General features: G+C 53.3%; 16 protein-coding genes. 6 read left to right on the forward strand and 10 right to left on the reverse strand.

Annotated elements, in window-relative coordinates:
• The coding region (locus tag SK39_RS26495) for a DUF736 family protein (RefSeq protein WP_156182983.1) at nt 1-107 on the reverse strand (107 nt) is incomplete at its 3' end.
• 69 nt (nt 108-176) lie between these two features.
• On the opposite strand from SK39_RS26495, the gene SK39_RS22995 reads away from it, so the two are divergent.
• The gene (locus tag SK39_RS22995) at nt 177-548 is read left to right on the forward strand and encodes a hypothetical protein (protein WP_174330000.1); all 372 of its coding nucleotides are present in this window, start codon (nt 177-179) and stop codon (nt 546-548) included.
• Nucleotides 549-917: 369 nt separating this feature from the next.
• On the opposite strand, the gene SK39_RS23000 is transcribed toward SK39_RS22995, so the two are convergent.
• Both SK39_RS23000 and SK39_RS23005 read right to left on the reverse strand, forming a co-directional pair.
• The gene (locus tag SK39_RS23000; protein ID WP_004883050.1) at nt 918-2,984 is read right to left on the reverse strand and encodes a ParB/RepB/Spo0J family partition protein; all 2,067 of its coding nucleotides are present in this window, start codon (nt 2,982-2,984) and stop codon (nt 918-920) included.
• A gap of 80 nt (nt 2,985-3,064) precedes the next feature.
• Nucleotides 3,065-3,895, reverse strand: a complete 831-nt coding sequence (locus SK39_RS23005; RefSeq protein WP_004883049.1) for a DUF932 domain-containing protein — start codon at nt 3,893-3,895, stop codon at nt 3,065-3,067.
• Between the two features lie 679 nt (nt 3,896-4,574).
• Here SK39_RS23005 and SK39_RS23015 point away from each other — a divergent pair.
• The 5 genes from SK39_RS23015 (at nt 4,575) to SK39_RS23035 (ending at nt 11,819) form a co-directional block, all read left to right on the forward strand.
• Entirely contained in the window at nt 4,575-4,766 is a 192-nt protein-coding gene (locus SK39_RS23015) for a type II toxin-antitoxin system RelB/DinJ family antitoxin (RefSeq protein WP_004883046.1), read from the forward strand.
• Between the two features lie 61 nt (nt 4,767-4,827).
• Complete coding sequence (locus tag SK39_RS23020; protein ID WP_004883043.1) at nt 4,828-6,237, forward strand: Shedu immune nuclease family protein; 1,410 nt, start codon at nt 4,828-4,830, stop codon at nt 6,235-6,237.
• A gap of 105 nt (nt 6,238-6,342) precedes the next feature.
• Entirely contained in the window at nt 6,343-8,481 is a 2,139-nt protein-coding gene (locus tag SK39_RS23025) for an AAA family ATPase (RefSeq protein ID WP_004883041.1), read from the forward strand.
• Between the two features lie 2 nt (nt 8,482-8,483).
• Nucleotides 8,484-10,283 (forward strand): UvrD-helicase domain-containing protein, encoded by a 1,800-nt coding sequence (locus SK39_RS23030; RefSeq protein ID WP_004883039.1) that lies wholly within the window; start codon nt 8,484-8,486, stop codon nt 10,281-10,283.
• 288 nt (nt 10,284-10,571) lie between these two features.
• Nucleotides 10,572-11,819, forward strand: a complete 1,248-nt coding sequence (locus SK39_RS23035) for a hypothetical protein (protein ID WP_004883036.1) — start codon at nt 10,572-10,574, stop codon at nt 11,817-11,819.
• Between the two features lie 239 nt (nt 11,820-12,058).
• Here SK39_RS23035 and SK39_RS23040 read toward each other — a convergent pair whose 3' ends face one another.
• The 7 genes from SK39_RS23040 to SK39_RS23065 all read right to left on the reverse strand — a co-directional run bounded on the left by SK39_RS23040 (nt 12,059) and on the right by SK39_RS23065 (nt 23,517).
• Nucleotides 12,059-13,126 carry a PDDEXK nuclease domain-containing protein gene (locus tag SK39_RS23040; protein WP_004883035.1) on the reverse strand — a complete coding sequence of 356 codons (1,068 nt, stop codon included), beginning with the start codon at nt 13,124-13,126 and terminating at the stop codon, nt 12,059-12,061.
• Nucleotides 13,123-14,322 (reverse strand): tyrosine-type recombinase/integrase, encoded by a 1,200-nt coding sequence (locus SK39_RS23045; RefSeq protein ID WP_022652142.1) that lies wholly within the window; start codon nt 14,320-14,322, stop codon nt 13,123-13,125. Before SK39_RS23045 ends, SK39_RS23040 begins: the two co-directional genes overlap by 4 nt.
• A gap of 502 nt (nt 14,323-14,824) precedes the next feature.
• Entirely contained in the window at nt 14,825-17,281 is a 2,457-nt protein-coding gene (locus tag SK39_RS23050) for an Ig-like domain-containing protein (protein ID WP_022652143.1), read from the reverse strand.
• Between the two features lie 315 nt (nt 17,282-17,596).
• Nucleotides 17,597-19,984, reverse strand: coding sequence for an Ig-like domain-containing protein (locus SK39_RS23055; protein ID WP_022652144.1), 2,388 nt, complete (start codon nt 19,982-19,984; stop codon nt 17,597-17,599).
• 245 nt (nt 19,985-20,229) lie between these two features.
• Nucleotides 20,230-20,406, reverse strand: coding sequence for a hypothetical protein (locus tag SK39_RS27240; protein ID WP_022652145.1), 177 nt, complete (start codon nt 20,404-20,406; stop codon nt 20,230-20,232).
• A gap of 14 nt (nt 20,407-20,420) precedes the next feature.
• Nucleotides 20,421-22,097: a DUF4942 domain-containing protein gene (locus SK39_RS23060; RefSeq protein ID WP_015063091.1), complete on the reverse strand. Its 1,677-nt coding sequence runs from the start codon at nt 22,095-22,097 to the stop codon at nt 20,421-20,423.
• Between the two features lie 265 nt (nt 22,098-22,362).
• Nucleotides 22,363-23,517 carry a ParB/RepB/Spo0J family partition protein gene (locus tag SK39_RS23065; protein ID WP_022652146.1) on the reverse strand — a complete coding sequence of 385 codons (1,155 nt, stop codon included), beginning with the start codon at nt 23,515-23,517 and terminating at the stop codon, nt 22,363-22,365.
• Between the last annotated feature and the right edge of the window lie 38 nt (nt 23,518-23,555).

The following is a 23,555-nucleotide window of genomic DNA, read 5'->3' on the forward strand; positions in this document are numbered from 1 at the left end:
TCGCCCTTGTCGTTGGGAACCAGCTTGACCTTGAAGTTGAGGGTCAGGGTGCGGAGCTGGCCGGTGAAGCCGTCTTTCTCTGCGGTGAAGGTGCCGATGTTAGCCATGATGATTTCTCCTTTCGGGTTGAACAAGGTCGCGCCAGTGCGTCCTTGTTGTGATCCGTCCGGCGGGGGATGGGCTGGCCGCACCGCGCAGCGGTCGCAACACCGTGGAGAACCTGGAAGCGAAAAGAATTTGTCCCGCGAGGAATGCGCGCAGCGCAGGGGGAATTGTTTTCGCTGGAAGGTTGCGGCCATGAAGCCCAGCCACCGCCAGGATTCACAACAACACAAGGACGTACTGGCCGCCCGCTCCCGAATGGAGGCATGGCCGACTCGGCATCCCCGCGCGACGGCTTCACCGGCCTGCGCCCTGACACGGGCAAGGACAATGCCCAGCGACAAGGTGAAAGCGTCCCTACTGCTGCTTGCGGCCCTTTGCGTGAGGCGTGGCGTGGAAGCTCCATTGCAAGGCCGGGCGGCGTGTCGGTGAACCGTCCTTCGTGACGTACAGGCGACGAACCGCCAGCGTCGAGGACGGCACGCTTTCGTGCAACCTGCGGCAGCAAGCCGGGGCGTAGCCCCACACGCCCGTCCATTGCGGTGGGGCGCGTTCGGAATGTCGTCGGCGCTGTGCGCCGACGCACTTATGGGCTTCGAGGGTTTCCCGCGCACAAGGTCACTTGTGCGCCGCCCCTTCGCCGTCCGCCCGAAGGCGGCGAAGGGGCGTTCTGGCTTTGGGCTTGGAAACCGGGCGCGGCCACCGCCGCGCCCGGATTTTTGACCATCGGCACCAGGGCGGAACGGCCTGGGGCCGATGCTGATGGAACAGCGAAGCGCCCCGGCCGAAACCGGGGCGCTCGGTGGTGGTGAAGGTCAGGCGGCGAGTGCGTGGGCCTGCTGCTCGTCGTCGTTGTCGATGGCTTCCGGCTCGTCGTTCGTCACCGCCTGCGGCGCATCCTGCGCCGTGGTGTCGTCGGTGCCTTCGGCCTTGAAGATGGCAGGCATCCAGCCGGTGCCATCGGCCAGCCGCTCGGCTTCGCTGGCAATGTCGGCCTTCTTCAACTTCGCCAGCCGGGTGACGTGCGCCGGGGCGTACTGCTCCACGGCTTCCAGAATCGCGGCCTTCGGCACATGCCGGAAATAACCCTCATTGGTGGGCTTCCACCATGCGGCCATGTCCAAGCCGACAGCCTGCGCCAGTTCCGCGCCCGGTTGCTGCGGCGTGGCGCGGGGTGTCACCACGTCCACCGTGACGGCCACGGATATCGCCAGCAGCCGCACCAGTTCATCTTGCGACTTCGCTAGCAGCACGGCGAACAGTTCGGCGCTGTCCTCCGGCAAGCCTTCGCCTGCTACCTGCTGCAACTCGCGCAGCGCCACGGCGGCGGGCGAATCCGGTATATCCGGGGCGATGCCTTCCAGCCGGTCTTGCGCTTTCAGGCTCACGCCCAGCGGCAAGTCGTGGCCGTAGTGGCTGCCCTGCAAGACGGTCTGCACCATGCCATGCACCAGCGCGGCCAGCGCCACTTGCGGATGCCGGGCGACTTCGATTTGCAGCGCGGCGGTGCGGTGGGCGCTCAACCGCTGCGCCAGCTTGTCGGACATGGCGGCGGTCTTGGGCTGCTCGTCGTCCTCGCCTTCGTCGTCGTTCCCGGCTTCGCTTTCGCTGCCGAAACCTTGGCGCAGGCGTTCCAGTGTGCGCAGCGCCTTGGCCTCGGCCTCGCGCATCAACCCGCGATGAATCACTGCCTGCCCGTTGCGGTCGATGGTGACGATGGCACCGGCTGCGGCCTTCACGGTCGTGCCGTAGTCCTGCAAGCCATCTTCCAGCGCCTGCAACTGCTCGCCCACGGCTTCGCCTTCTTCCTGCAAGGCATCGGCCTTTTCCTCGTCTTCGGTATCAAGCGCGTCATCCACGGCGGCGGCCAGTTCGTGCATCTTGGTTTGCAGCTTCTCGATGCGCTGCGCTTCGCGCTTGTTCGGTTCGCGGCGCTCCCTCGGCGCACGCTGGAAGGCGTGCAGGTCGGCATGGGTCACGGCGGGGGTGGCATCCACCCACGCCCAGCCTTCGTCCTTCACCTCGGCGGCGATACCTGCCAGCTTGTCTTGCGCCAGCCGTTCCAGCAGCGCGGCATCGGTCAGATACACGCCCGCGTCACCTTCCGCGAACAGGTCACGGCGCACACCACCGCCTGCGGCTCCGTAGGTATCCAGCCCCACGAAACGCACCAGCGGATGCCGGTATGCGTCAATCTCGCGCTCGGTGAGGCGGTCGCGCAATTGGGAAGGGTTGCGCTGCCACGTCGGCGCGTCGTAGAACGCGGTTTCCTGCGCGGCGTGGTCGTCGGTGATGGCAAGGGCCATCAACTGATCGAGCGTCACGGCTTCGGCGCGGTAGTCGGCCAGCAGCCGGGGCGAGACGTTCGCCAGCTTCAAGCGGCGCTGCACCACCAGCGGCGTGACGCTGAAATCGGCGGCTATGTCCTCGATGGGTCGGCCTTCGGCCACCAGCGCGGCGAATGCCTCGAACTGGTCGGCGGGGTGCATGGCTTCGCGCTGCACGTTCTCGGTGAGGCTGGCCGTGCGGGCGGTGCCATCGGCCACCAACAGGCAAGGCACTTCCCATTCCTTGCTGATGCGGCGCTTCTTCGCCAGCAGCTTCAACGCGGCCAGCCTGCGGCCACCGGCCACGACTTCGTAATGCTCGCCATCGGCGGCGGCAATGACGATGAGGTTTTGCAGCAGGCCGACACGCTGAATGCTCGCGGCGAGTTCGGGAATGGACATGCGCGGGGTCTTGCGCACGTTGCGGCCAGCAGGACGCGACACCAGCCGCGACAGCGGAACCAAAATCAGGTTCTTGGTCGGGTCGGCGGCTTCCAGCGGGATAGCGGCGGCGGTGTTGAGGGCGCGGGCTTCGGTTTGGGTAATGGCGTTCATGGTGATAACTCCTATCGGTTCAGGGATGCAGCAGCGAAGAAAGCGGCAAGGGCTGCTGCCTGCCCCTGCCGCGTGGGGAATCAGGCCTTCAACTGGCGCAGGCCATCGGCCAACATCCAGAGGGCGCGATTGAGGCGCACATCGGAATCAATGCCCTGCACGGGGCGGGTCTGCTGGCGGCGTCCGTTGGCGCTGCGGCCATGCAATCCGCCTTTGGTCAGGTTTTCTTGGGTGCGGTTGAACACGCTCCACAAGTCCGGGCGGCGGTCGTCGAACCGGCGCGGCATCAGGATTTGGCTTTCCGTGATGGGCGCGGGCTTGTTATCGGTGGGGTCGTACTTGAGGGCCAGCGCGGAACGGGCGAACACTTCGGCTTCGCCTTCGTCCAGCGTGATAGCGCGCATCAGGTCGCGGGATTCCTTCACGCGTTCGAAGCCGCTCAACACCTCGAAAGCGCCTTCGATGACAGAACCGGCCACGTCGCCCTTGTGCGGCACGCGCACATCGGCCACGGTATCGCCGCACACAAGGCCATTGCTGCAAACGAACCGGAACATTCCGGCCAGCATCTGATAGCTGCTGGTGCCGTCGTGCGAGTTCAGCAGCACGATTTCATTGGCTTCCGCGCCGTTGATCTGACTGGCATGGCGCAGGCGAATCATGTGTTTGGTGTAGTCGCGGCGGTCGTCGTGCCGCACGCGGGTTTGCGCTGCCATGAAGGGTTCAAACCCTTCCTTGCGCAGTTCCGCCAGCACGGCGGCGGTGGGAATGTAGGCGTACCGTTCGGAGCGGCTATCGTGCGGGGCCTCCGCGAAGATGGACGGGGCTACGCGGCGGATTTGGTCGTCGGACAGCGGGTAGTCACTGCGCAGCGTCGGGGAATGGGAAGCGAATCGAGATGCGAGTTGCATGGTTTTCTCCAATGAGTTGCTGTGGTTTCAAAGCTGACCGGATTCCAAGATTCGGAGCCCGTTGTGGCTTCGGTTGGTTCGGCGCAGAGACCTGGGCCGGTCCTGTTTGCCGCCGTCTTTCCTGAGTTCATCGCCCGCGAAAAACCGGGCCAGCGAGGGACTGGCCGTCAAGGGAGAAGCGCAGGGTTGGTGCGGCCCGCAGCGCAGCGAGGACTCGGCCCTGCGCGCCTTGACGGCCAGGCACCGCGGGCTACGGTCGCGGGAAAAAGCGATGAACTTGGGGAAAGACGAACAGCGGCCAATGGGCCAGGGGGTGCGCTGAAACCAACGCCGCGCGGCGAGCGCCCCTGCGTGCCAGCGGCACGCCTAGCTGGATGGCTGTTGGTCGATCAGGTGCAACCTGTTCGGTGCATGCGAGGGGCGCCAAGCAAGGCGCGGCGGGGATGGGCTGTCCAGCCGATCCCCTGGAGGGCAAGCGCCGCGCGCAGGCCAGGAGCGAAGAGACGGCCGGAGGCATCAGGGATCAAAGCCGCATGGCCGCGACTCGGCACGAGGCGCGGGGCAACGCCCGCGAGCCCGACGGCGGCACGCCGGGATGCTCTACTGTTCACAACAAAATGTAAGTGACGCAATAGTACTTATGAGCCACAATGTAGCTACATCTATTGTGAGCGCAACAATGGCAAGTAACGACGTCGTTCGTGCCCGGATTGACGGGCAGATTAAAGAAGCCGCAACTGTTGTTCTGGCTGAAATGGGGTTATCAATTTCGGATGCGATTCGGATGCTGCTGACCCGAATCGCGGCAGATAAGGCACTCCCCTTTGACATCAATCGTGTGTCGTCCGATTCTGATCGGAAGGCACCATAAGGTTGCGCTGAGGCAAGGCCCGCAAATCGTTTCTCTGAACAGTAGGGATCAAGAATAGTTCATGGCATCTATCAGACCTTCAGCATTCAATCAACGTGAGCGTTTGGACGGCGGCCCCTTCCTTGTCATTGAAGCAGCCGAACCGGAAGAGGAAGGCATTAACGTTTTCTTCACTGATATTCCCGCAGCGGAGCGCAAGCCGGATTCGCCAATAGCGAGACTGCTCAATGTGTGTCCAGACAGATTGACCATTTGGCCTCTTAATATTCGAGAAGATCGCGACGATTACCTGCAACCTAAATACGGCACCCTTGAACGCATCGTCGTCGCTCGGCCTGTTATCGAGCCCTACATACTGCCAGAGACTACTGACGATGTCGTTGGGCTTCTTGAGCAGTTGCCGGATGGGTTTGCCAAAGATTTTCGATTCGGTTTGGGGCTTCTGTGGGAATATCGGCAAATTTGCGAAACAGCCGCCAGCTTAGAAAACGTAAGCATACTCATTGTCCACAAAGGAAATGACGCGAAAATTGATTCGCCATTCTTTATTCTCGGAATAAGAAGATTTCATGAATTAAGAAAAGAATTAAATCGCATAGCCTCTCGCCACCAGAGAGACGCGCGCAAGGACAAGCAATTTCATGTCTACCAGACCTTATTACATGCTGCCGATTCAGCACAATTTCCCGCTCTAAAGAAGAGCGTAAGACCTGATGCACTAACGGAAATGACCGATGGTGGGCGGCAGCATGTGACGCTTTCCAAGCGTGATCGGCGCGCCGCTGTTCGCATGGTTCAAGACAATATAGAAGCACTGGCGGAATCTGAGCCGCGCTCGCTGCTGGCATTAAAGAATGATATTGAGCTCATCACACTGAATCAACTGATTGAGCGATACCAGGAAATGCTTGGAAAAGGACTGACGGAAAGCAAGTGGCAAAGCTTCTTTCTGGAAAATCCTTTCATACTTAGTCTTGCATTTGCCGTTCCAGCCATGCTGGTTCAGGGGCAAGCTTATGCAGGTGGCAAGCGACTTAACGGGTCCGGCGGAAAATTTTCAGATTTTCTATACGCATCCGCTTCCACGGGCAATCTTGGCCTCATTGAGATAAAAAAGCCGCAAACCGAACTGCTAGGAAAATCTCCCTATCGTGGAGATGATGTTTTTGGCCCATCGACAGAATTGGGTGGAGCGATTGCTCAAATTCTAGATCAGCGTTTCAAATTGCAGAGTGAACTACCCGTCATAAAAAATAACATGAACCGATACGACCTCCACAGCTATGCGGTTCGCTGCATAGTTGTCGCTGGCATGACGCCACAAGAGCATCAGCAAAGAAAGTCATTCGAGCTCGTTCGAAATGCGTTCGCAGAGATCGTGATCGTGACTTTCGATGAACTACTTGCAAGGCTAACCGAGATTAAAAATGCGCTCCAACCGATTCCTACCTTAGACACGGTGCCGTTCTAAAACCAACTGACAGTTGGCCATTCCGTAGTTGGGATCAATGGCTGCAGTGTTCAACCAATCCATCGGCCGATCGGCATGTGGATTTCAACAACAAGATTGAATCAAATGCATATATCCAAGCTCAGCCTGGTCAACTACCGGAACTTTCCCAACACGAAGCTGCTGTTCCAGAAGGGTATCAACACTGTCATCGGCGAAAATGGATCTGGCAAAACCAATCTCTTTCGCGCAATCAGATTGCTGCTTGATGACAACATGATTCGCTCTGCCTACCGGCTGGAGCATACCGACTTTCATCGCGGCCTAGGGCGCTGGCAGGGACATTGGATCATCATCAGTCTTGAGTTTGAGGAAATCTCTGCGGATGAATCAGTGCAGGCGCTCTTCCGACATGGGACGGGCGTAATTGAGGAAGAGGCGAACGGCAAGGCCACTTACAACCTGATCTTTCGTCCGAAGAAGGAAATCAGGCTGCGACTTTCTCAATTGAACGATGGTGATCAGGCAGGCCTCGACGCTATCCTGAACCCGGTCACCATCGACGACTATGAAACGATTTTCACAGGTCGGAGTGAAGCCGACTTCAACGACGAGGCCTTCTATAAGGATGTGGTCGGCGACTTCGCGAATGTTCGATTCAATGAAGAGGTTGAATTTCGTGTTATCGGCGCGAAGATTCCGAACGTGCTGTCCGTCTCCAAAGAAATTTCGTTCACTTTCGTCCAGGCGCTACGGGACGTCGTCTCCGAATTTCACAACAACCGGACAAATCCGCTCTTTTCGCTTCTGAAGGGCAAGAGCGGCGATATCGACCCCGTGGCGTTCCAGGCTATCACCGACGGGGTAAAGGCATTGAATGACTCCATCGAAGCGTTGCCAGACGTGCAGGTCGTCCGGACGGATATCAGAGACACCATCAAGGATGCGGCGGGTGAGGCGTATTCGCCGTCTTCTCTTTCTATCAAGTCGGATCTGCCAGACGAAGCTGACAAGTTGTTCCAGTCGCTCAAGCTGTTCGTTGGCGAATCGGGGGAGAGCCACGAAGGACCGATCCACGAGCTGAGCCTTGGTGGAGCAAACCTGATATTCCTCACGTTGAAACTGCTTGAATTCAAGTATCAAAAGGCTAAACAGTCGATCGCCAACTTTCTGCTTATCGAAGAGCCGGAAGCTCACATTCACACACATATCCAGAAAACACTGTTCGACAAGCTCAAATACGACGACACACAGATCATTTATTCGACCCATTCGACGCACATCTCTGAGGTCAGCAATGTTCAGAACGTGAACATCCTCGGCAGAGAAGGTGATCGTTGCGAGGCATACCAGCCTGCAATTGGCCTAAACCCAGAAGAGATCGGCAACATTCAACGCTACCTGGATGCTGTCCGTAGCAACTTGTTGTTTGCCAAGAGCGTCCTCTTAGTGGAGGGCGATGCAGAAGAAATTCTCGTTCCGATCCTGATCAAGAACGTGCTAGGCGTCAGCCTTGATGAACTCGGCATCAGTTTAATTAATATCCGCAGCACTGGATTTCAGAACGTCGCGGTTCTTTTCGATGATGCCCGAATCCGGAAGCGGTGCAGCATCGTCACCGACCTTGACAAGTCCATCATTGACACAACGCCGGCGGCGGGAGACTCCGAAGGGCTGCTCCGGCGCAAGGGCAAGTATCAGGCATCCCAGGAAAAAGGGGTCGCCAGGAAAGCGTTATTGGAAGACACCTTCAAAGATAACGGGTGGGTTTCTCCATTCTTTGCCCCCCATACCTTCGAGGTCGACTTCATTGCCGCCGGCAATGCGCGTAAGGTGGTCGGCATCCTTCCTGATGTCTACAAGGATGCACCAACCATCGCGACGGCCAAGGCGGAGCTCGAATCAGCGGACATCGCGTTGTTCGGTCAGCGCGCATTGACCATGGCGGACAACTACGGCAAGGGATGGTTTGCCATCTTGCTGGGAAAGAAGATCGATCCGCAGACCGCCATTCCGAAGTACATCTTGGACGCCATCGCTTTTGCGCATCCGGTGGTCACTAAGGAAGTCTGGTTTAACGTGCTGAGCTACCGCGTGAACTACATCGATGCAGAAGATATCTTCACTGCGTCTGCCGTATTCGACGACTTTAGGGCCAAGCTGCTGGCCTTCCGAAATGGAGACATCGACTTCGTCGGCATCCGAAACGAGATGCTTGCCACGTTCCCAGATGATCGCATCAACGATGTACTCGCGGTGTTCTGATCATGTTCATGTGGAACAAAGATGATCTGAATCCCGAGCAGGAAGCAGCCATTCTGAAGCCAGGGAGCGTCTTTCTCATCGCTTGCCCGGGCAGCGGGAAAACGCGCACGCTCACCTACAAAATCGCCTATGAGTTGTCCAGGCTGAAATCGAACAAGCAGTTTGTCGTTGCCATCACTTATACGCACCGTGCCGCCGACGAAATCCACGAGCGCATTGAGAGCCTTGGGGTGGATACATCCCGATTATGGATAGGAACGATACATTCGTTCTGTCTTGAATGGATATTGAAACCGTACGGCATCTATCACGAAGCGTTGGATCGAGGCTTCCGTGTGATCGATCAGCATGAGCGCGAGAAAATCCTGGAGGCATTGTGCAAGCCTTACCAGAAGCCAAAAATAACATTCTGGGATTGTGAGTTTTATTACACCGAAACTGGATATGTGCTCTCCTGCCCACAAGATTGGAAGCATTCGGGTCTTCACGTCATATTGGGCAAGTATTTTGAGATTCTGCACGAAAGTCGGCAGCTAGACTTTGAGCTCATTCTTTACTATGCGTACCAACTGATCGCACGTCATCCTGCGATCAGCACTCTTCTGGCACAGTTGTTCTCTTTCGTGCTGATCGACGAGTATCAGGACACCAAACGAATTCAGTATTCGATCATCACCGCCATTCTGAAAGCTGGTCAAGGTGCGACCAAGGCCTTTATTGTCGGAGATCCTAACCAGGCGATTTATCAATCGCTTGGCGGATATCCGATTGCCTTCGAGGATTTCAAGGCGATGGCCAATATCGATTTGGACGAACTCGAACTGTCGCGGAACTACCGTTCTTCTGAGCGCATCATTGAGTACTTCGGAAACTACAACGTTCACAACACACGCATCGAAGCCGCATCCGAGGACAAGGCGTACCCAAGCCTTATTTCATTCGACGACACAGTGAGCAAAAATGATCTGGACGCTGAGCTCATCCGGCTCATCCGTTTCAACATTGAGACTATGGGCATCTCACCTCACGAGGTGTGCATTCTCGCGCCACAGTGGACGCATCTTGCAAGCATGACACGTCGTTTGGTCGCCAGCATGCCGGAGTACTCATTCGATGGCCCCGGTATGGTTCCCTTTGCACGGGACACAGAGAATTTCTGGTACAGGCTTTCTAAGATTGCACTTACTCAGGCATCGCCGGGAATGTATGTGCGCAGACTGCGGTGGGCCGGGGAGATTCTGAATGACCTAGAGGCGGCCGGGGCTAGCGTGTCGAAGCTCACGCGGAGGTCCTTGTTGAGGGAGTGCAATGCAATTAAGATCGATGAAACAGATGGTCTTACCTACTTGAGCGCATTTTTCGAGCGTCTGTTTGCAAACTTAGCAATCGACTTTCGCCTTTTCACGCTGCTTCAAGAGCATCACGTTGCCTTCTTCGATAGTTCGCAAGCCCGGGTAAATCGATTGAAGAGTGAAGGTAGCGAATTTATAGGCGATATTGAGACATTCAGGAAGGTATTTCAGCATAGGACTGGAATCACCATCTCGACGATACACGGCGTCAAGGGAGCCGAGTTCGATGCAGTGATCGCTTATGCATTATTAGAAGATATGGTGCCGCATTTCAATGATCCGAACGGTCAAGAAAGCGCGATGAAATTGCTGTATGTCATTGGTTCGCGGGCAAGGAAGAACCTGCACCTTGTTTCGGAACGAGGTCGAGTTCGCCAGTATTCTGGCGAAGAGTATCAAGTAACTCGCAAGCTTGCCTCATGCAGTTTTGGATACGATCAAATTCCATAGAAATCACGAGTAGCGCAACCGCGCTCTCTATGGGATGCCCTACAGCTTTGTTTAGCGTTTGGCTGAATCATCTGCGCGCGGCTCGCTCTGCATGCCCTGCTGTCGCCAGCTCAACATGCAAGCGGAGCGCGCAGGCCCGGATCACAGTGTCGGGCCGTGGAGGGCTGGCGAATGCCAGTCCCGTCAGGGATGAGCGAATAGCGAACGTGGAGCAGCGCGATCCACAAAGTGGAGACGCTCAAGGTTCCGTCGCTTACTATTTGGACTACGGCGAGTTGAGTAAAAAATATGAAAAATATCTTTGAAGAAATCAATGAATTTTCTTCGGAAAAAATCGCGTTATTCAGCTTTGGGAAATTTTGCTACGTCTTTCTTAATAAAGACCCGATCTTTGTCAAGAAATTGCTTCCCCTCATCCAAACCTCTCTGGCAAATGAGAGCTTTCAGGCAGACGTAATGCGTGCTTATACGGAGGGCTGCATGAATGAAAAGGCGGCCATTCTGAAAGAATTTGAAGCCAAACGCGACCATCCAAACGCAGCCAAGTTTTATGGGCCACAGCTTGATCTAGTGGACAAGCGATTGGCTATAAAGACAATCCAGCATTTAATGGACTACTTAAATAATTATCTCAACGAGTATCCGGGATCGCTAGAAATTCTCAACAATTCCTACAAGCATATCCATGACGAAGATGGTGTTTCGTACATAAAAGAAAATTACGCAAATTATCGCATTGGCTGCATTTTTTATTCCAAGCACCAATCAATCATGGGGAGGGCTGAGATGCTGGAGCTAAAATATTCCAAGGTAGTTGAACGTGAGTACGAGAAAATTGGAATTGACATAAGAAAGGAAGATGCTCAGTTCTCTAAATATAGTCTTGTCAGCCTGAACGAGAATATTCAGATATTCAACGACAAGGATAGTCAGACAATACGCGATGAACGCATAGGGCGACACTTCTGGATAAAAGTTCCGAGGAAGCTGCTTACCTCTATCGAGGAACTCATTGAAAAAGGAATGCTGTCCGAAATAGCATTCAGGATTGATTACGTCTCCGATTATGTCCCTGCAATGGAGGAGATGGAGTTTGGCGCTCCGTTGCGATTGAAAATATCTTCCCTTCCTAGATTGTCAAAGTTCTACTCCACCGATAAATATGAGAACAATCTATGGATTCACCATGACGCAGAGAAGCTAAGTTTGACTTTTGAAGAATTGATGGAGGACTTTGAGGTGGCAGGCGACGACGTCGTAACGCAAGTCATCCATCTTGAATACAGTTCAAAAGGCGATGATTTTTTTATAACTCACTTGGATCACGAATTTATCGTATATACGTTGGATAGCTATCAAGAAAGATTGAGCAATGCCAACATCAAGGGGCATAGAAAAATAAAGACATTCAAAATAGATAACTCAATGATCCCGTTTGATATAAATATTAGCGGGGATCTTTTTCTGTTTCAGGTTCTCGATTCGTATTTAAAAAATGATGACTTGATTCGTGAATATTTTGAAAAAATTAACTGACTTTATAGTTTGAGATATTTAATTAAAACAGCGATCGGCATAGAACATGGCGCTGCTGCCCGCGATAATCATGTGATTGGGCGCTCGCGCCCACTAGCCCCAGCGCATCCTTGAGCCGCAGGCCAGTTCCTTATCGGCCTATGGCGATTCCACACTAGCATGGAGCCTCGATAGAGCAAGAGATCCGTTGCCACATGCTCGTGCTGTGGTTTGGGTGTACGGTTGGACAGATGCTGCTGTCAGGACTTCTCGCCAGGCTGCCGCTGCTCGATCTGCAACCGCGCCCGTTCGGTCGCCTGCTGCAACCGCTCCCCCAGCACCGCACGCGGCGGCAGGGTCGTCAGGTATTCGGCTACGTGGATGCCCGACTTGTCCAGCTCCAGCAACTCGATCTGCTCTGACTTCTTGCCGGTACAAAGAATGATGCCCAGCGGCGAGGCTTCCTCCGGTTCGCGTTCGTGCTTGTCGAGCCAACGCAAATAAAGCTCCATCTGCCCCTTGTATGCTGCCTTGAACTCGCCGATCTTCAACTCCACCGCCACCAGCCGCCGCAGCTTGCGGTTATAGAACAGCAGGTCCAGGTGGAAATCCTCGTCGTCGATCTGGATGCGTTTCTGCCGGGCTAGGAAAGAGAAGCCCGCGCCCAACTCCAGCAAAAAAGACTCCATTTCGCGGATGATCGCGGCTTCCAGGTCGCCTTCCTGCCAGGTATCGCGCAGGCCCAGGAAGTCGAGGATGTACGGGTCGCGCATGACCAGCGCCGGCGACATGCGCTGCGCATCGCGCATCGCCGCCAGCTCTTGCGTGATCGTCTCGTCCGGCTTCTTGGACAGCGCCGTGCGCTCGTATAGCATCGAGTCGATGCGCTCGCGTAGCGTCCGCACGCTCCAGCGTTCGGCGCTGGCCATTTGCACGTAGTAGTCCCGCTGGAGCGGGTCTTTTAGCGGCAGCAGCGCCACGAAATGCGACCAGCTCAATTGTCGTGACAGCGTCACGACAATTGGCTCGTCCGAGAAGGTGGCGGCGAACTGCACCATCCGGCGCAGGTTCTTGTCCGCGAAGCTACGTCCGTAGTCGCGGACAAGCTGCGCCGCCAGGGTCGGCAGGATTTCGTCGCCGTACCCGGCCCGCTGCCCGGCAAGCACTTCCGTATGGATGCGCTGGCCAATGCGCCAGAACAGCAATGTCAGCTCGGCATTGACCGCCGAGGCGACGCGCTGGCGCGACGCTTCGATCAGTGCCCGGATGTCGCCCAGCAGCGCGGGCGGCGCTGCTGGCGCTGAGACGGATGCCTTGCGCCGGGTCATGCGGCCACCTCCTTGGCTCCCTGCATCCCGGTGATCGTCTTACGCCGATTCGCCACCAGTTCGGCCGCCTCTCGCACCGGCTTATCCTCGGTGTGGACGTAGCGCATGAACATGACGACGGTCTTGTGCGCCGTTAGCGCCATGCCGACCTTGACCGGGATGCCCGAATTGGCAATGTCGGTCGCCGAACGGTGGCGGATGCCGTGCGTGCCCACGTGCGTAGCGCCAGCCGCCTTGAGCGCACGGCTCCAGCCACCGTAATACTCGCCCGTGGTTAGATGCTTGCCAGCGTGGCTAGGAGAAGGCAGCACATAGCGGCTACCCTCCTGCCGGGGTGCCGTCGAGAGTAGCCGATAGGCTTCCTCGCTCATGGGCTTAGACATGCCGCCTGTCTTGCTGTCAGGCCAGACGACGCGCCGGTTCTGCAAGTCAACCCAGTTCCATTCCAGCGCGATGATTTCCGAGCGGCGGCCGGCGAACTCGAACTGCAGGCGGATTCCCAAAGGGATGACGTAGTTCTCCAGCCCCTCCGACTCGATCTTGTCGAGCTGTCGGAACAGGTTGCCCATTTCTTCGTCGCTGATGAGGTGAGTCGATTTGCCGGCAGGGAACATCGGGACGTGACGGCAAGGGTTGGTACCGTCGGGCCGATAGCCCCATACCTCGGCCATGTTGAACATCTTGCGCAAGACGCTGAATACCTTGTTCGCCTCGGTCTGCTTGTACGAAAGCTTTTCCATCAGTCCGGCGATTTCAGGACGCTTCACGTCCTGAACTTTCTTGCGTCCCAGCAGCGGAATAATGTTGCGATTGATGACAGCCTGATAGCCGGCTTGGGTGCTGAGCTTGTTGCGCTTCTTGGAGTAGTCCTCCATGAACTTCGTGCATAGCTCCTTGATCGTAGGTGCCTGGCGCGCCTCCGCCTTCTCTGCGGCGGGATCTCCGCCTCGGCGGACTTGGGCCAGCCATTCCTGCGCCAGCGACCGCGCCTGTTCGACGGTCAGCTCCCCGTACAGTCCTAGCGAGGGCTTGCGGCGCTCGCCAGCGTTCGTCCGGTACTGGAGCATGAACACCTTGCGACCCGCCGGGGTAATCTTGCACAGGAAGCCGGGGACCAGCGTGTCCCGGAGTTCGACGGCCTCTGCCTGGGGTTGCGCCGCATCGACAGCGGACTTAGTGAGTTTGATCTTAGCCATGATGACTCCTTGGAAAGACCTGGATTCCAAGGGCCGGATAGGAGTCAGGCGGTCGGAAGTCAGGTCAGGTTTCGGAAAGCACCGGCATATGTTGAACTCGCTTAAGTCATTGATAAACCTGCTGTATCGGGCTGTAGCGTAGTCCAGCGAATTTCGGTGCTGGAGTCATGGTGAAATAAAAAAGCCTCCCGTTTAGGCGCCTCTTAAGGATGGGTTTTCGTGGCTAAAGATGAAAAGCAACACGCTTCCCGGTTAGGAGAGTTGCCCAAATCCACTATGCCGGGTGAATGATGTGTTGATCCATGCTGACGGGTAGGTGTATGGGCAGATCCGCAGAGAGCGGCAGGCCAGTTTCATTTGCGGTTTTAGTGATGGGACATCAGGTTATCCACAAAAACGGTGCATAAACCTGTGACCGGAATCTGGATAAGATGGGATAATCATCATCGCGGTGCCATTACCTTGAAAGGGTGACCCGGTACCGGGTCACCCTGCCTCGCTTTTACTTCAGTTCCTCGATATTCAGCATAAATTCTGACGTTCCGCTGACGCCGGAAATCGATGGGAAAATCGGGAAGCTGCGGCTGTCACCCAGACCCAGATCCAGCTGAACGTTTTTGCTCTCCCCTGGTGCTGCGGAAACCCCATTCACCGTAACGCCGAAGGCCGCATCCTTACGTACCGTCAGTATCGCGTCCTGTTTCCCTGTTGCGATAGAACCGTCCTTCTTGCGCAGCTGGCTGGCATACAGTACAGCCAGCGGCGTGTTGTCGGACGTTTTCAGGGCGGTACTGACGGAGATGGTCTTAAGGTTCTCCAGACGTACCAGGTTGTTCGGCAGGTAGTTAAATTCGACGGCGCTTTCTTTAACGTTGTTCATCTCGTCTTTGGCATACACGGTCAACGTGTAGGTTTCACCGTCATTAAGTGACGGGAAGATCTTCGGGTAATTCGGTGTATAGAGATCATTTCCGAGATTTACCCAGGACAACTCAACAGCATCAGATACCGGTCCACCTCGAAGCGTCATGCGAGTTAACGAGGGTTTGGTCAGAGTATCTGCGAGCTGAATTCGGACGTTTTCCAAGCCGAACACTGTCACGTTGCTGGTGATAGGTTTGTTTTCGTAGTTGATACTGATGGACGGCGGCGAGTTATCGACCGTCACGGTTTTGTAGGCTAAGCTTCCCGTGTTGCTGAAAGAATCCTGGGCGTTGAGCTGCACGTTATAGCTGCCCTCCGGGATCTGTTTCAGGTTGAAGTCGTAAGTATAATTCCCGGTTGCTGTGTTACGCCCCGTTTGTTTTCCTGTCACGTTGATATCCGCGTTATTGCGGGATTTGTCAGACAACCACACCCGGCTCAGTTTAACGGCATCGAAATACCATCCGTCTCCTGGCTCGTTGACGAATACCTGAAGAATGTTGGTCGCATCATTGTAGTTGTAGCCAGTAACTGTGGGCCCCTTTGTATGCCAGGCGATGTTTTCCCAGAGCGGCATGAAGAAGGTGGACTCGGTTGTCGAACGCACTTCATAGGCAGTATGTATATAGCCGGTGGTACCGTTTGTAATCGCCTGTGTCAGGTCGACAGTACACGACGTTGACCCGGCAGGGATCTTGCAGGTGGCACTGCCGGTAATTGCTTGTTCGTAGGGGCGTGCTTGCACAGTGAAACGGATCTTGGTTAGGTTCACCGGCATATCTGAAGCCAGAAAATTTTTCCAGTCGACGCTATTGAACCAAGTGCCGTCAGACTTCTGTCGCTCAATCGCAGGACTCCCCCACGCAGGACTTTTTACCGCCGCCGGGTCCCAGTTCAGCCAGGAGGCGTACTGAGTCAGACCGCCACCGGCCCATTGGTACCTGTTCACAGGGCGATAGTAGTTTCCATCCAGAGTACCCTGTGGGAGCTTCACTTCTACGTACACATAGGTCGTGTCTTCTGAAATAACCTTAGAGCCGCCATAATTGTTAAGAATGGTGATGCCGCCGTTACGGTATGGCTGCCAGTTAGTTCGGGGAATACGAATGACCATCCGGTACGGGTTTTCGAGTACAGAGAGCCCCCGCACAAACGGTACGTACCCTGAAGAGATCCCTGGAACCACACTCGTACTGACTCGTGAGTCATGGACCGCAAAGGGCGTATATTCACCTATCTGGTCATCAAATAAAAAGCGCTGCGGAGGAATATTCAGCGTGTTTCCGGCCTTATCAGTGATGATAAAATTGAAGGTGAATTCTTCATTGAGATCGCTGGTGGGCATGCCAGGTTGAGTGACCGCTTCCTTTATCCAGGGGTAAAAGGCACGTTTTGCCGCCGTGTCGTAGCTGAGTGTATTATCGGAAACGACTGTTCCATTGCTGCGCTTGATGACCAACCGGATCTTGTCTATGCCATACGCATCATCAACGCCGTCAGCAAAGATGGAAAACTGGCCAGAACCTCCGCGACCGAGCTCCCAAAGTGGTCCACTCAGGACCATGTCATAGCCTGCGTTCTGGCTTGGGTATATGCTGGTGTACTTCGGCGCTGTAGTATCGATGGTGAAACGATACGTTGTGGAACTTACGACGGCTTGCTGGAGATCTAGCGTGTCATTGATTACCGTGAAAGACCCTTCACCAAGTGCAGGTAACCCCATGTCCTTTCCGTAATACTCTGTGCCGTCGGCAGCAACAATGCGGTCTGCAACACTTATCTTGGCCGTTAGTCCCGAATACATAACCTTTTTATCACTGTCCCTGGTTACAGTCACACGTTCGTACCGGTCTAGACCGGAAATTAAGTTTAGGGTCAGGGCGCCAGCCGGATTGAGATAGCTCTGCGTTGCAGGCTTAAGCGTCATTGCCAGCTGATTGGTGTCGGTATAGGAATAACTGAAAATCTGAGCCGCCGCCGGATAAGTTGAAGAGATGGCCGTGGCAATGATACAGCCTGTCAGTATTTTACGCATGTGATGCTCCCGGGATGTATTTGTCCCTATTTTACAAAATCATTTCTTCTGACCTTGCTGGTTATCAGAGGTATTTCATAGCTTTAAACTTTTGAAAATGTCCGTTATAACAACTTTGGCGAGGTAAAAATTGGCAACGGATTGACTATTGAGATGGATCTTCACCAGGACGAGAAAAAGTGACTTTTCGTACACGAACAAGTAAGCAAGAATTCATGTTTTGATGTAAATGCCACAGTGCGGGAACTGAAAGATATGGGTGGAGGTTTGGCTATATTTCAGCAAGGTGCCGACTTAACGACACCCCAAAATTATTCAGAACTGCGGGAATTCCACGGCAAACTCAGATGTACCAGAAACGCCACTCTTTCCTGGTGTGACAGAATAAATACGTTCTTCACCCTGCCCCATATCAAAAATGATTGCCTTTGTCTCTCCTGGCGCAACGGTTACGCCAGCTACACTTACCGGGAAGTCAGCATCTTTCCGCACGGACAGCGTACCGTTTAACTGCCCAGTAATGACAGAACCATCCTTTCGGCGAAGTACGCTTGTCCGGATAAAAGCCAGTGGCTGGTTATCCGTGGTCTTTAGTGCAGCCGCAGTAGCAAGGGTACGTAGCCTGTCCAGAGTGATCATGTTTGCTGGTTGATAGAGGAAATTGAGCTTTTTCGAGGACCGGTTTCCAGAGGCATCGACTGCGTGAGCTTCAATTGTATAAATGCCATCCTCTTTTGCTATTACGGGAAAGATACGCGGGTACTCTGGCGTATAAACTCCTGAGCCCTGACTGGAATAAGCTAATGTCACCTGTTCACTGTTTGGTCCACCGCTCAACACCAGTGATTCAAGCGAGGCGTCACCTGAAGGGTCAGCTACACTAATTCTGAGGTTTTCTAGTCCCTTAACCAGTTTGCCTTCAGGATCATCATTCAGATACCGGTAGGAAATTAGAGGGGCAGTGGAGTCAATGGTAAGCAAATCATTTATCACGTAGTTTGCCGTGTTGCCCACAAGATCTCTTGCATAGGCGGACAGAACGGTATATTTGCCGTCCGGCAGATCAGCATAGGAAATGACCGCGTTTTTTGTTTTAAAATCACTCTCTGTCCATGTCCTGGCGGGTAGGTCAATCACATTCCCCGTTTCGGTTTTAAGCACCACGCCAAATTCTCGGGTATCCCATGCTCCTATTTGCCATCCATTTATCCGGTCATCATCAGTAACCGTCATGGTTACATTTTTATCCATACGGTTAATTTTTACGGCGTTAATAACCGGTGGGTTGTTATCCCAAATCACTACGAATGCCCCAGCCAGATTATCATAAATAGCAGTACCGTCTTTACCTGAGACCAGATGGATGTATTGCATCCCCTTATCGGAAGTAAAGGTATAATCCACGTTCATGGTACAACCAGTGCTTCCTACCGGGATAAGGCAGTACCAGTTACGGTTCGAATTAGCTGCAACCCGTTGTACATAGTTACGAGGTTCGGTAGTCACGCGTATTTGGGTAAATTTGGCAGTTCTTACATTCCCAGTAGCACTGCTCCATTTACCGGTATCACTACGAAAAATTTCTTTGCTTGTGACCTTTGGTGCAAGTTCCATGGTTGGGGAAGGAGTGAAAGATAACTCAGAGTGATGGTACCGACGAACGCCTCCCGCAAGTGTCTGGAATTCGTGATAAATATCACCGGTACTGGGGAAAACAAAATTGAACGAATAAATATTATATGTGCTGTCAGAACTTTGATAATTGGCATCTGCCCACCCAAAGCTTGTTTTATTAGCAGCAGTAAAGTTACTTTTATTCCTGAGTACCCGCAATGATATTGGATTACTGTAAACAGTTATCCCAGCTGAGTAGTTTTCCCAGGTATTTGTCCTGGTATTAAGCACCTGTAGAACAGAAGGAGGGTTGACCCGATCAATCACACTTTGTCTGCTTACTGATGCTTTATTTCCTGCCTTGTCATAAACATAAAGGCCCATACGGTATTCAGACTGAGAAGCTGGCGCCAGGGCTGGATCGCTCGCAGTAGTATTTTGGACGGTTACTGAATTATCGACCAGGTTAATTACAGCCCCTCTCTTTCGTTCAACGCCGTTCGAATCGACAAGAAAGTACTCAGCCCGGTCGAGACCAGAGCGACTGTCTGAAAGGCCTGAAAAGACGAGAGCCTGAACAGAGGCATACTGCATACCTGAAGGAACGCTGGTAAAGATGGCTTCGCTACCATATTGCCATCCATTTCGCGTATATCCAATTGTGCTAGTTTTAGGGGGAGTGCGGTCGATAGATATAACGTAGTCCCGGCGAGAAATTTCATTATTTTGGAGATCTGTGATCACTTCCCTCAGGGTGTAATTATCTTCACCAAACGCAGGGACACTTAACCTTTTTCCATAATAGTCATACCCGCTACTGGAGGTCATACGGTCATCAACCGTAACTTTGCTACTTTTCGTGCTCCACAAGCTTGCACCGTTGACATTAAGTAACGACAACTGGACGTACCGGTCTAAGCCGGAGATTACATCAGCCTCGAATGAGGTTGCTGGATTAATCCACTGCACAGATGGAACAACAATCTTTGGTTGATTCTGAGTGTCATTGAATCTTAACTCTGCAATCTCAGCTTGTGCCGTAAACGAAAAAGCTATGAGTGGTGCTAAAAGTATCGCCCTGCATTTCATGATTATCCTCCCCCAGTCAGGTATCAATAATACCAAGTGAGCAAGGCTAACTTTTCTGGGAAGGGGATATAAAAAACAAGAAAAAAAGAGTGAAATGTTCGCCAATAAAAGCAGGAATGCGAAGTGCTTAACATGCACTATTAATCACAGTTTATCTCATCCTGAGTAATAACCACTGCTCGGGCTCCCCGCTATCTTGTAGGGAGCCCATAAAGGGAGCAATCTGTACCAACTCCTTTAACAGGTTAGTTTTCAAACCAGGGCGAATCGGCAGCGTTGGCGGAGTCTTCACTTTGCGGTGACTCTCCCAGAAATTGCACTTCATGTACCGGTTTACTTTTCCCCAGGCTCTGCTGGAAATCATCCATCATAAATTCAACATCATTTTGGTCCTCTGGCAGGCCAGGTGAGATTTCAGACATGGTCTTTCCTTCAGTTAAAGGCATTCTACATACAGAACACGGACGGAGACGGCAGTGTTGTCAAACTCGTTATCGAAGGTGTCCATCCATTCAGCACGGTATCCCTCGCCCAGCAGGTTATCGATCCCCTGAAGGGATAGCGGCAGGACGGCCGCTAAACGCCCGCCGGAAACGAGATGAGACGCAGCGGCCAGTAGATGGAGTTTAGCCCGGTTGTCAGCAAAAGGTGGGTTCATCACCACGCAGTCGAATTTCTGATTTGGGTTCGCTGCTGACCATGCCAGAAAATCGGCCTCCGTTGTATCGTAACCTTTAGCTCGGGAGACCAGACAATTTAGTGTATCCAGTTCGATGCCGGTAACGTTGACGCTCTTAGGAAAACATTGCAGCAAATCCCCGTGCCCGATGCTTGGCTCTAGCAGTCGCTCCCCCTCCCCGGTCGCAATAATGGATGCGACGTATTCACTGAGTCGCAGCGATGAAGGGTAAAACTGGTGGGATACAATATCGGGCATGGCACCCATATGACCGATGAAGCGCATCACTTCGGTCGGGTCATAATCAAATGTCACATGGTAGCTAGTAATCCGGGCACCGAGGAACCGCAGAACCTCCGCGTTCACCTGCCGCGTTTTATCAGCGAACTCACCGGCATAACCGAGCGATGTCCAGCTGGACCATTCCTTTTCATTCCGAGTGAATTCCAGCTCTGCGAGCTGCATCCGTGAATGAAAATCGATGCAGCGTTTCAGTGCCGGGAACTCCTGCAACGTGGCTTTGTAATGGGCTAAGCGTTCAGTAGGCAGCGCCAGAGGGACAATGGCAGCAAGAATGTTGTTAAGCCGTTCTGCAATATCAGGATGTACATCAATGTGCATCGAACCATTCTTGTAAACCCGAAAACGAATACTGTTGCCATCCAGGCTGATCCAATTTCTGAACCCAGCATGACCAACCATATTCTCAACCATTTTTTTCGTGTCATAGACCGGTTTAACTGTTTCTCCCCGGAAATAAGAACAGATCACCCGCAGTTCCGACAGTGGCATGAGTCCTGATTCTTTGAATTCAACTTTAAGTTTTACCCACTTGTCTTTCACCCCTTCACAGACACCGACGGTGATCATGCGGGTTGAGAAACCAAAAGCTTTATTGGTTTTGTGGTGACGGCTTAATGATTGAAAAACGGCATAGACGCGCTCTTTAATGAACTGATGCCGGTCATTGAGCAATGTGACAACCGTGGCAACTACTGCGTCGAGTGTAAACTCAGGGATCTCTTGCGGAGGCCGGTGATACCGGTCAGCAGTAAATTGCTTGTCCCATTCGTTCTTTTTTTCGTCAGACATCACGGACAGCACATCGGTAAGGGCCATTACCCGCTTCCAGTACTCAGAACGAAGTGCATTTTCTGCGTACAGGGCATCTGTTTCTGAAATGAGATGGTTATAGCCCGAGAGGTAGGAATAGAGCTTCTGATTTCCGTATTTCATAAACTGAGTGGACATGGACCTCAGTAAACTAAGCTCTTCGTTATAGGATTCGACCTGGCTGGCAATGATGCCAAGCTCTTCCCGCATTTCGGGCAGAAAGTTATCCTCGTTAACACTGAGGCCAGTTAGGGGCATACAAGCGACCAGAGAGTTCCCTGGGGCGCCAATTTGGGGGAAATTAGATTCAACAGCAGACATAGTATCAGTCCTTTATGTAGGAATTATCTATTACCAGGATATCAACCTCGTTCAAAAAGCTAATAGGTTGGGCGACATAAAAATCTCGAAAGTTGCGCTGCGGGAGGTAGGACAGACAGATGTCGTTTTAATGAAGAGAAAGCGTGCCGGAGACAGGACAAAAAAAAGCCCCTACTTAGTAGGGGCAATGGGCGAGAGCCTGGGTGGCTCGTTCTTGAATATCGTACTTCTAATTATGTGCTACTCATAAGTTGAAATGCTTAATTCAAGCCTGTGCTGGTGGTGCTTCAGATTGTGGTTCTCCGCCAGTATTTGTGTTTTTCGCGGATTTGTAAGTCACTTTCTCCCCTTTCAATCGAGCTTGCCGATTTTCGACCCGGCGAAGCTGCTTGTTTTCTGCTTCAGTGATCTCACTTTGCAGGTTCTTGAGCATCTCCAGCATGCTTCGGTTCAACGTAAAGGAAATTTCTTCATCTTCGCTGGAGTCGGTCACTTCGGGAAGTTGGATATCACCGAGTTTCTGCAACAAACTCGTAGTGATGAGTTTGACCCCTTCTACGGCTTTTGTGGCGAGAACAGGTGGAACACGTGCCGGTTTAAAATCGGAAGGGACAACACGAATACTGCCACGTGGCGTCTTCTTAATCTTGATACCGCTTGAATCAGCTTTCTCAAGCTCGGCGATCATTTTTTCGATACGAGAGATGGCTTCCGTTTCACCGAACTCATCAATAAGGGATAGGACTGCAACATAGGAAATAGCATCGGCATGGATTAATTTTTTGATGTAGACAGAGCATCCGGTCAGACGAATGAGAGCAGCAATGGTTGTACTACTCTTGCCCTCACGTTCGGCAATACGATCAAGCGACCATCCGCCCAGCGCCTGAAGACGTCTGTAGGATTCACCCAGTGCCACTGGAGAAAGAGCCAGACCACGGTTCCCGTCAATTGTCGTCAGTTCGCAGCTGATCTCATCGGCTTTCATCTCGATGCAAAGAATGGTGAGGTCAGTATGTCCTTCTGCCTGAGCCATTAAAGCCGCTTTTAAACGGCAATGGCCCTGGCAAACGTACGGAATACCGTCTTTGATCAGAACGCGTATAGGGTCAACGTAATCACCCCGGATGAATGCACACTTGATGTTATTGAGATGATCTACGACTTCCGGCAGCTGGTAATATGCCTCCCCCATCCCCATCTCACGGGAGTTGAAGCCTGGCGAGATTTGAACCACTGAAGGGTTGATAGCCCAAGCTTTTTGTTCAGTGACTTCATTACAAAGGTCAGGGTTCGCGTCGCGGAACTGCTTCATGCCACTGACGAATCGGCCGGAACCTGTCACTGTTGAAAATGACACGAGGGGTGATTTAAAGACCCGTGAGTTAGTTTGCTGGGAATCAGTCATCAGATCACTCATAGATACTCCGTTGTATTCTTTTTTGCCATACCTTTCAT

Origin of the sequence: Citrobacter sp. BIDMC107 (assembly GCF_001037575.1) — a bacterium.
Lineage (GTDB): Bacteria > Pseudomonadota > Gammaproteobacteria > Enterobacterales > Enterobacteriaceae > Citrobacter > Citrobacter freundii.

Excerpts from the sequence above, each read along its gene's own strand:
- SK39_RS22995 (WP_174330000.1), top strand. The coding sequence starts at position 177 with ATGGGCTGGCCGCACCGCGCAGCGGTCGCAACACCGTGGAGAACCTGG.
- SK39_RS23000 (WP_004883050.1), bottom strand. The coding sequence starts at position 2,984 with ATGAACGCCATTACCCAAACCGAAGCCCGCGCCCTCAACACCGCCGCC.
- SK39_RS23005 (WP_004883049.1), bottom strand. The coding sequence starts at position 3,895 with ATGCAACTCGCATCTCGATTCGCTTCCCATTCCCCGACGCTGCGCAGT.
- SK39_RS23015 (WP_004883046.1), top strand. The coding sequence starts at position 4,575 with ATGGCAAGTAACGACGTCGTTCGTGCCCGGATTGACGGGCAGATTAAA.
- SK39_RS23020 (WP_004883043.1), top strand. The coding sequence starts at position 4,828 with ATGGCATCTATCAGACCTTCAGCATTCAATCAACGTGAGCGTTTGGAC.
- SK39_RS23025 (WP_004883041.1), top strand. The coding sequence starts at position 6,343 with ATGCATATATCCAAGCTCAGCCTGGTCAACTACCGGAACTTTCCCAAC.
- SK39_RS23030 (WP_004883039.1), top strand. The coding sequence starts at position 8,484 with ATGTTCATGTGGAACAAAGATGATCTGAATCCCGAGCAGGAAGCAGCC.
- SK39_RS23035 (WP_004883036.1), top strand. The coding sequence starts at position 10,572 with ATGAAAAATATCTTTGAAGAAATCAATGAATTTTCTTCGGAAAAAATC.
- SK39_RS23040 (WP_004883035.1), bottom strand. The coding sequence starts at position 13,126 with ATGACCCGGCGCAAGGCATCCGTCTCAGCGCCAGCAGCGCCGCCCGCG.
- SK39_RS23045 (WP_022652142.1), bottom strand. The coding sequence starts at position 14,322 with ATGGCTAAGATCAAACTCACTAAGTCCGCTGTCGATGCGGCGCAACCC.
- SK39_RS23050 (WP_022652143.1), bottom strand. The coding sequence starts at position 17,281 with ATGCGTAAAATACTGACAGGCTGTATCATTGCCACGGCCATCTCTTCA.
- SK39_RS23055 (WP_022652144.1), bottom strand. The coding sequence starts at position 19,984 with ATGAAATGCAGGGCGATACTTTTAGCACCACTCATAGCTTTTTCGTTT.
- SK39_RS27240 (WP_022652145.1), bottom strand. The coding sequence starts at position 20,406 with ATGTCTGAAATCTCACCTGGCCTGCCAGAGGACCAAAATGATGTTGAA.
- SK39_RS23060 (WP_015063091.1), bottom strand. The coding sequence starts at position 22,097 with ATGTCTGCTGTTGAATCTAATTTCCCCCAAATTGGCGCCCCAGGGAAC.
- SK39_RS23065 (WP_022652146.1), bottom strand. The coding sequence starts at position 23,517 with ATGAGTGATCTGATGACTGATTCCCAGCAAACTAACTCACGGGTCTTT.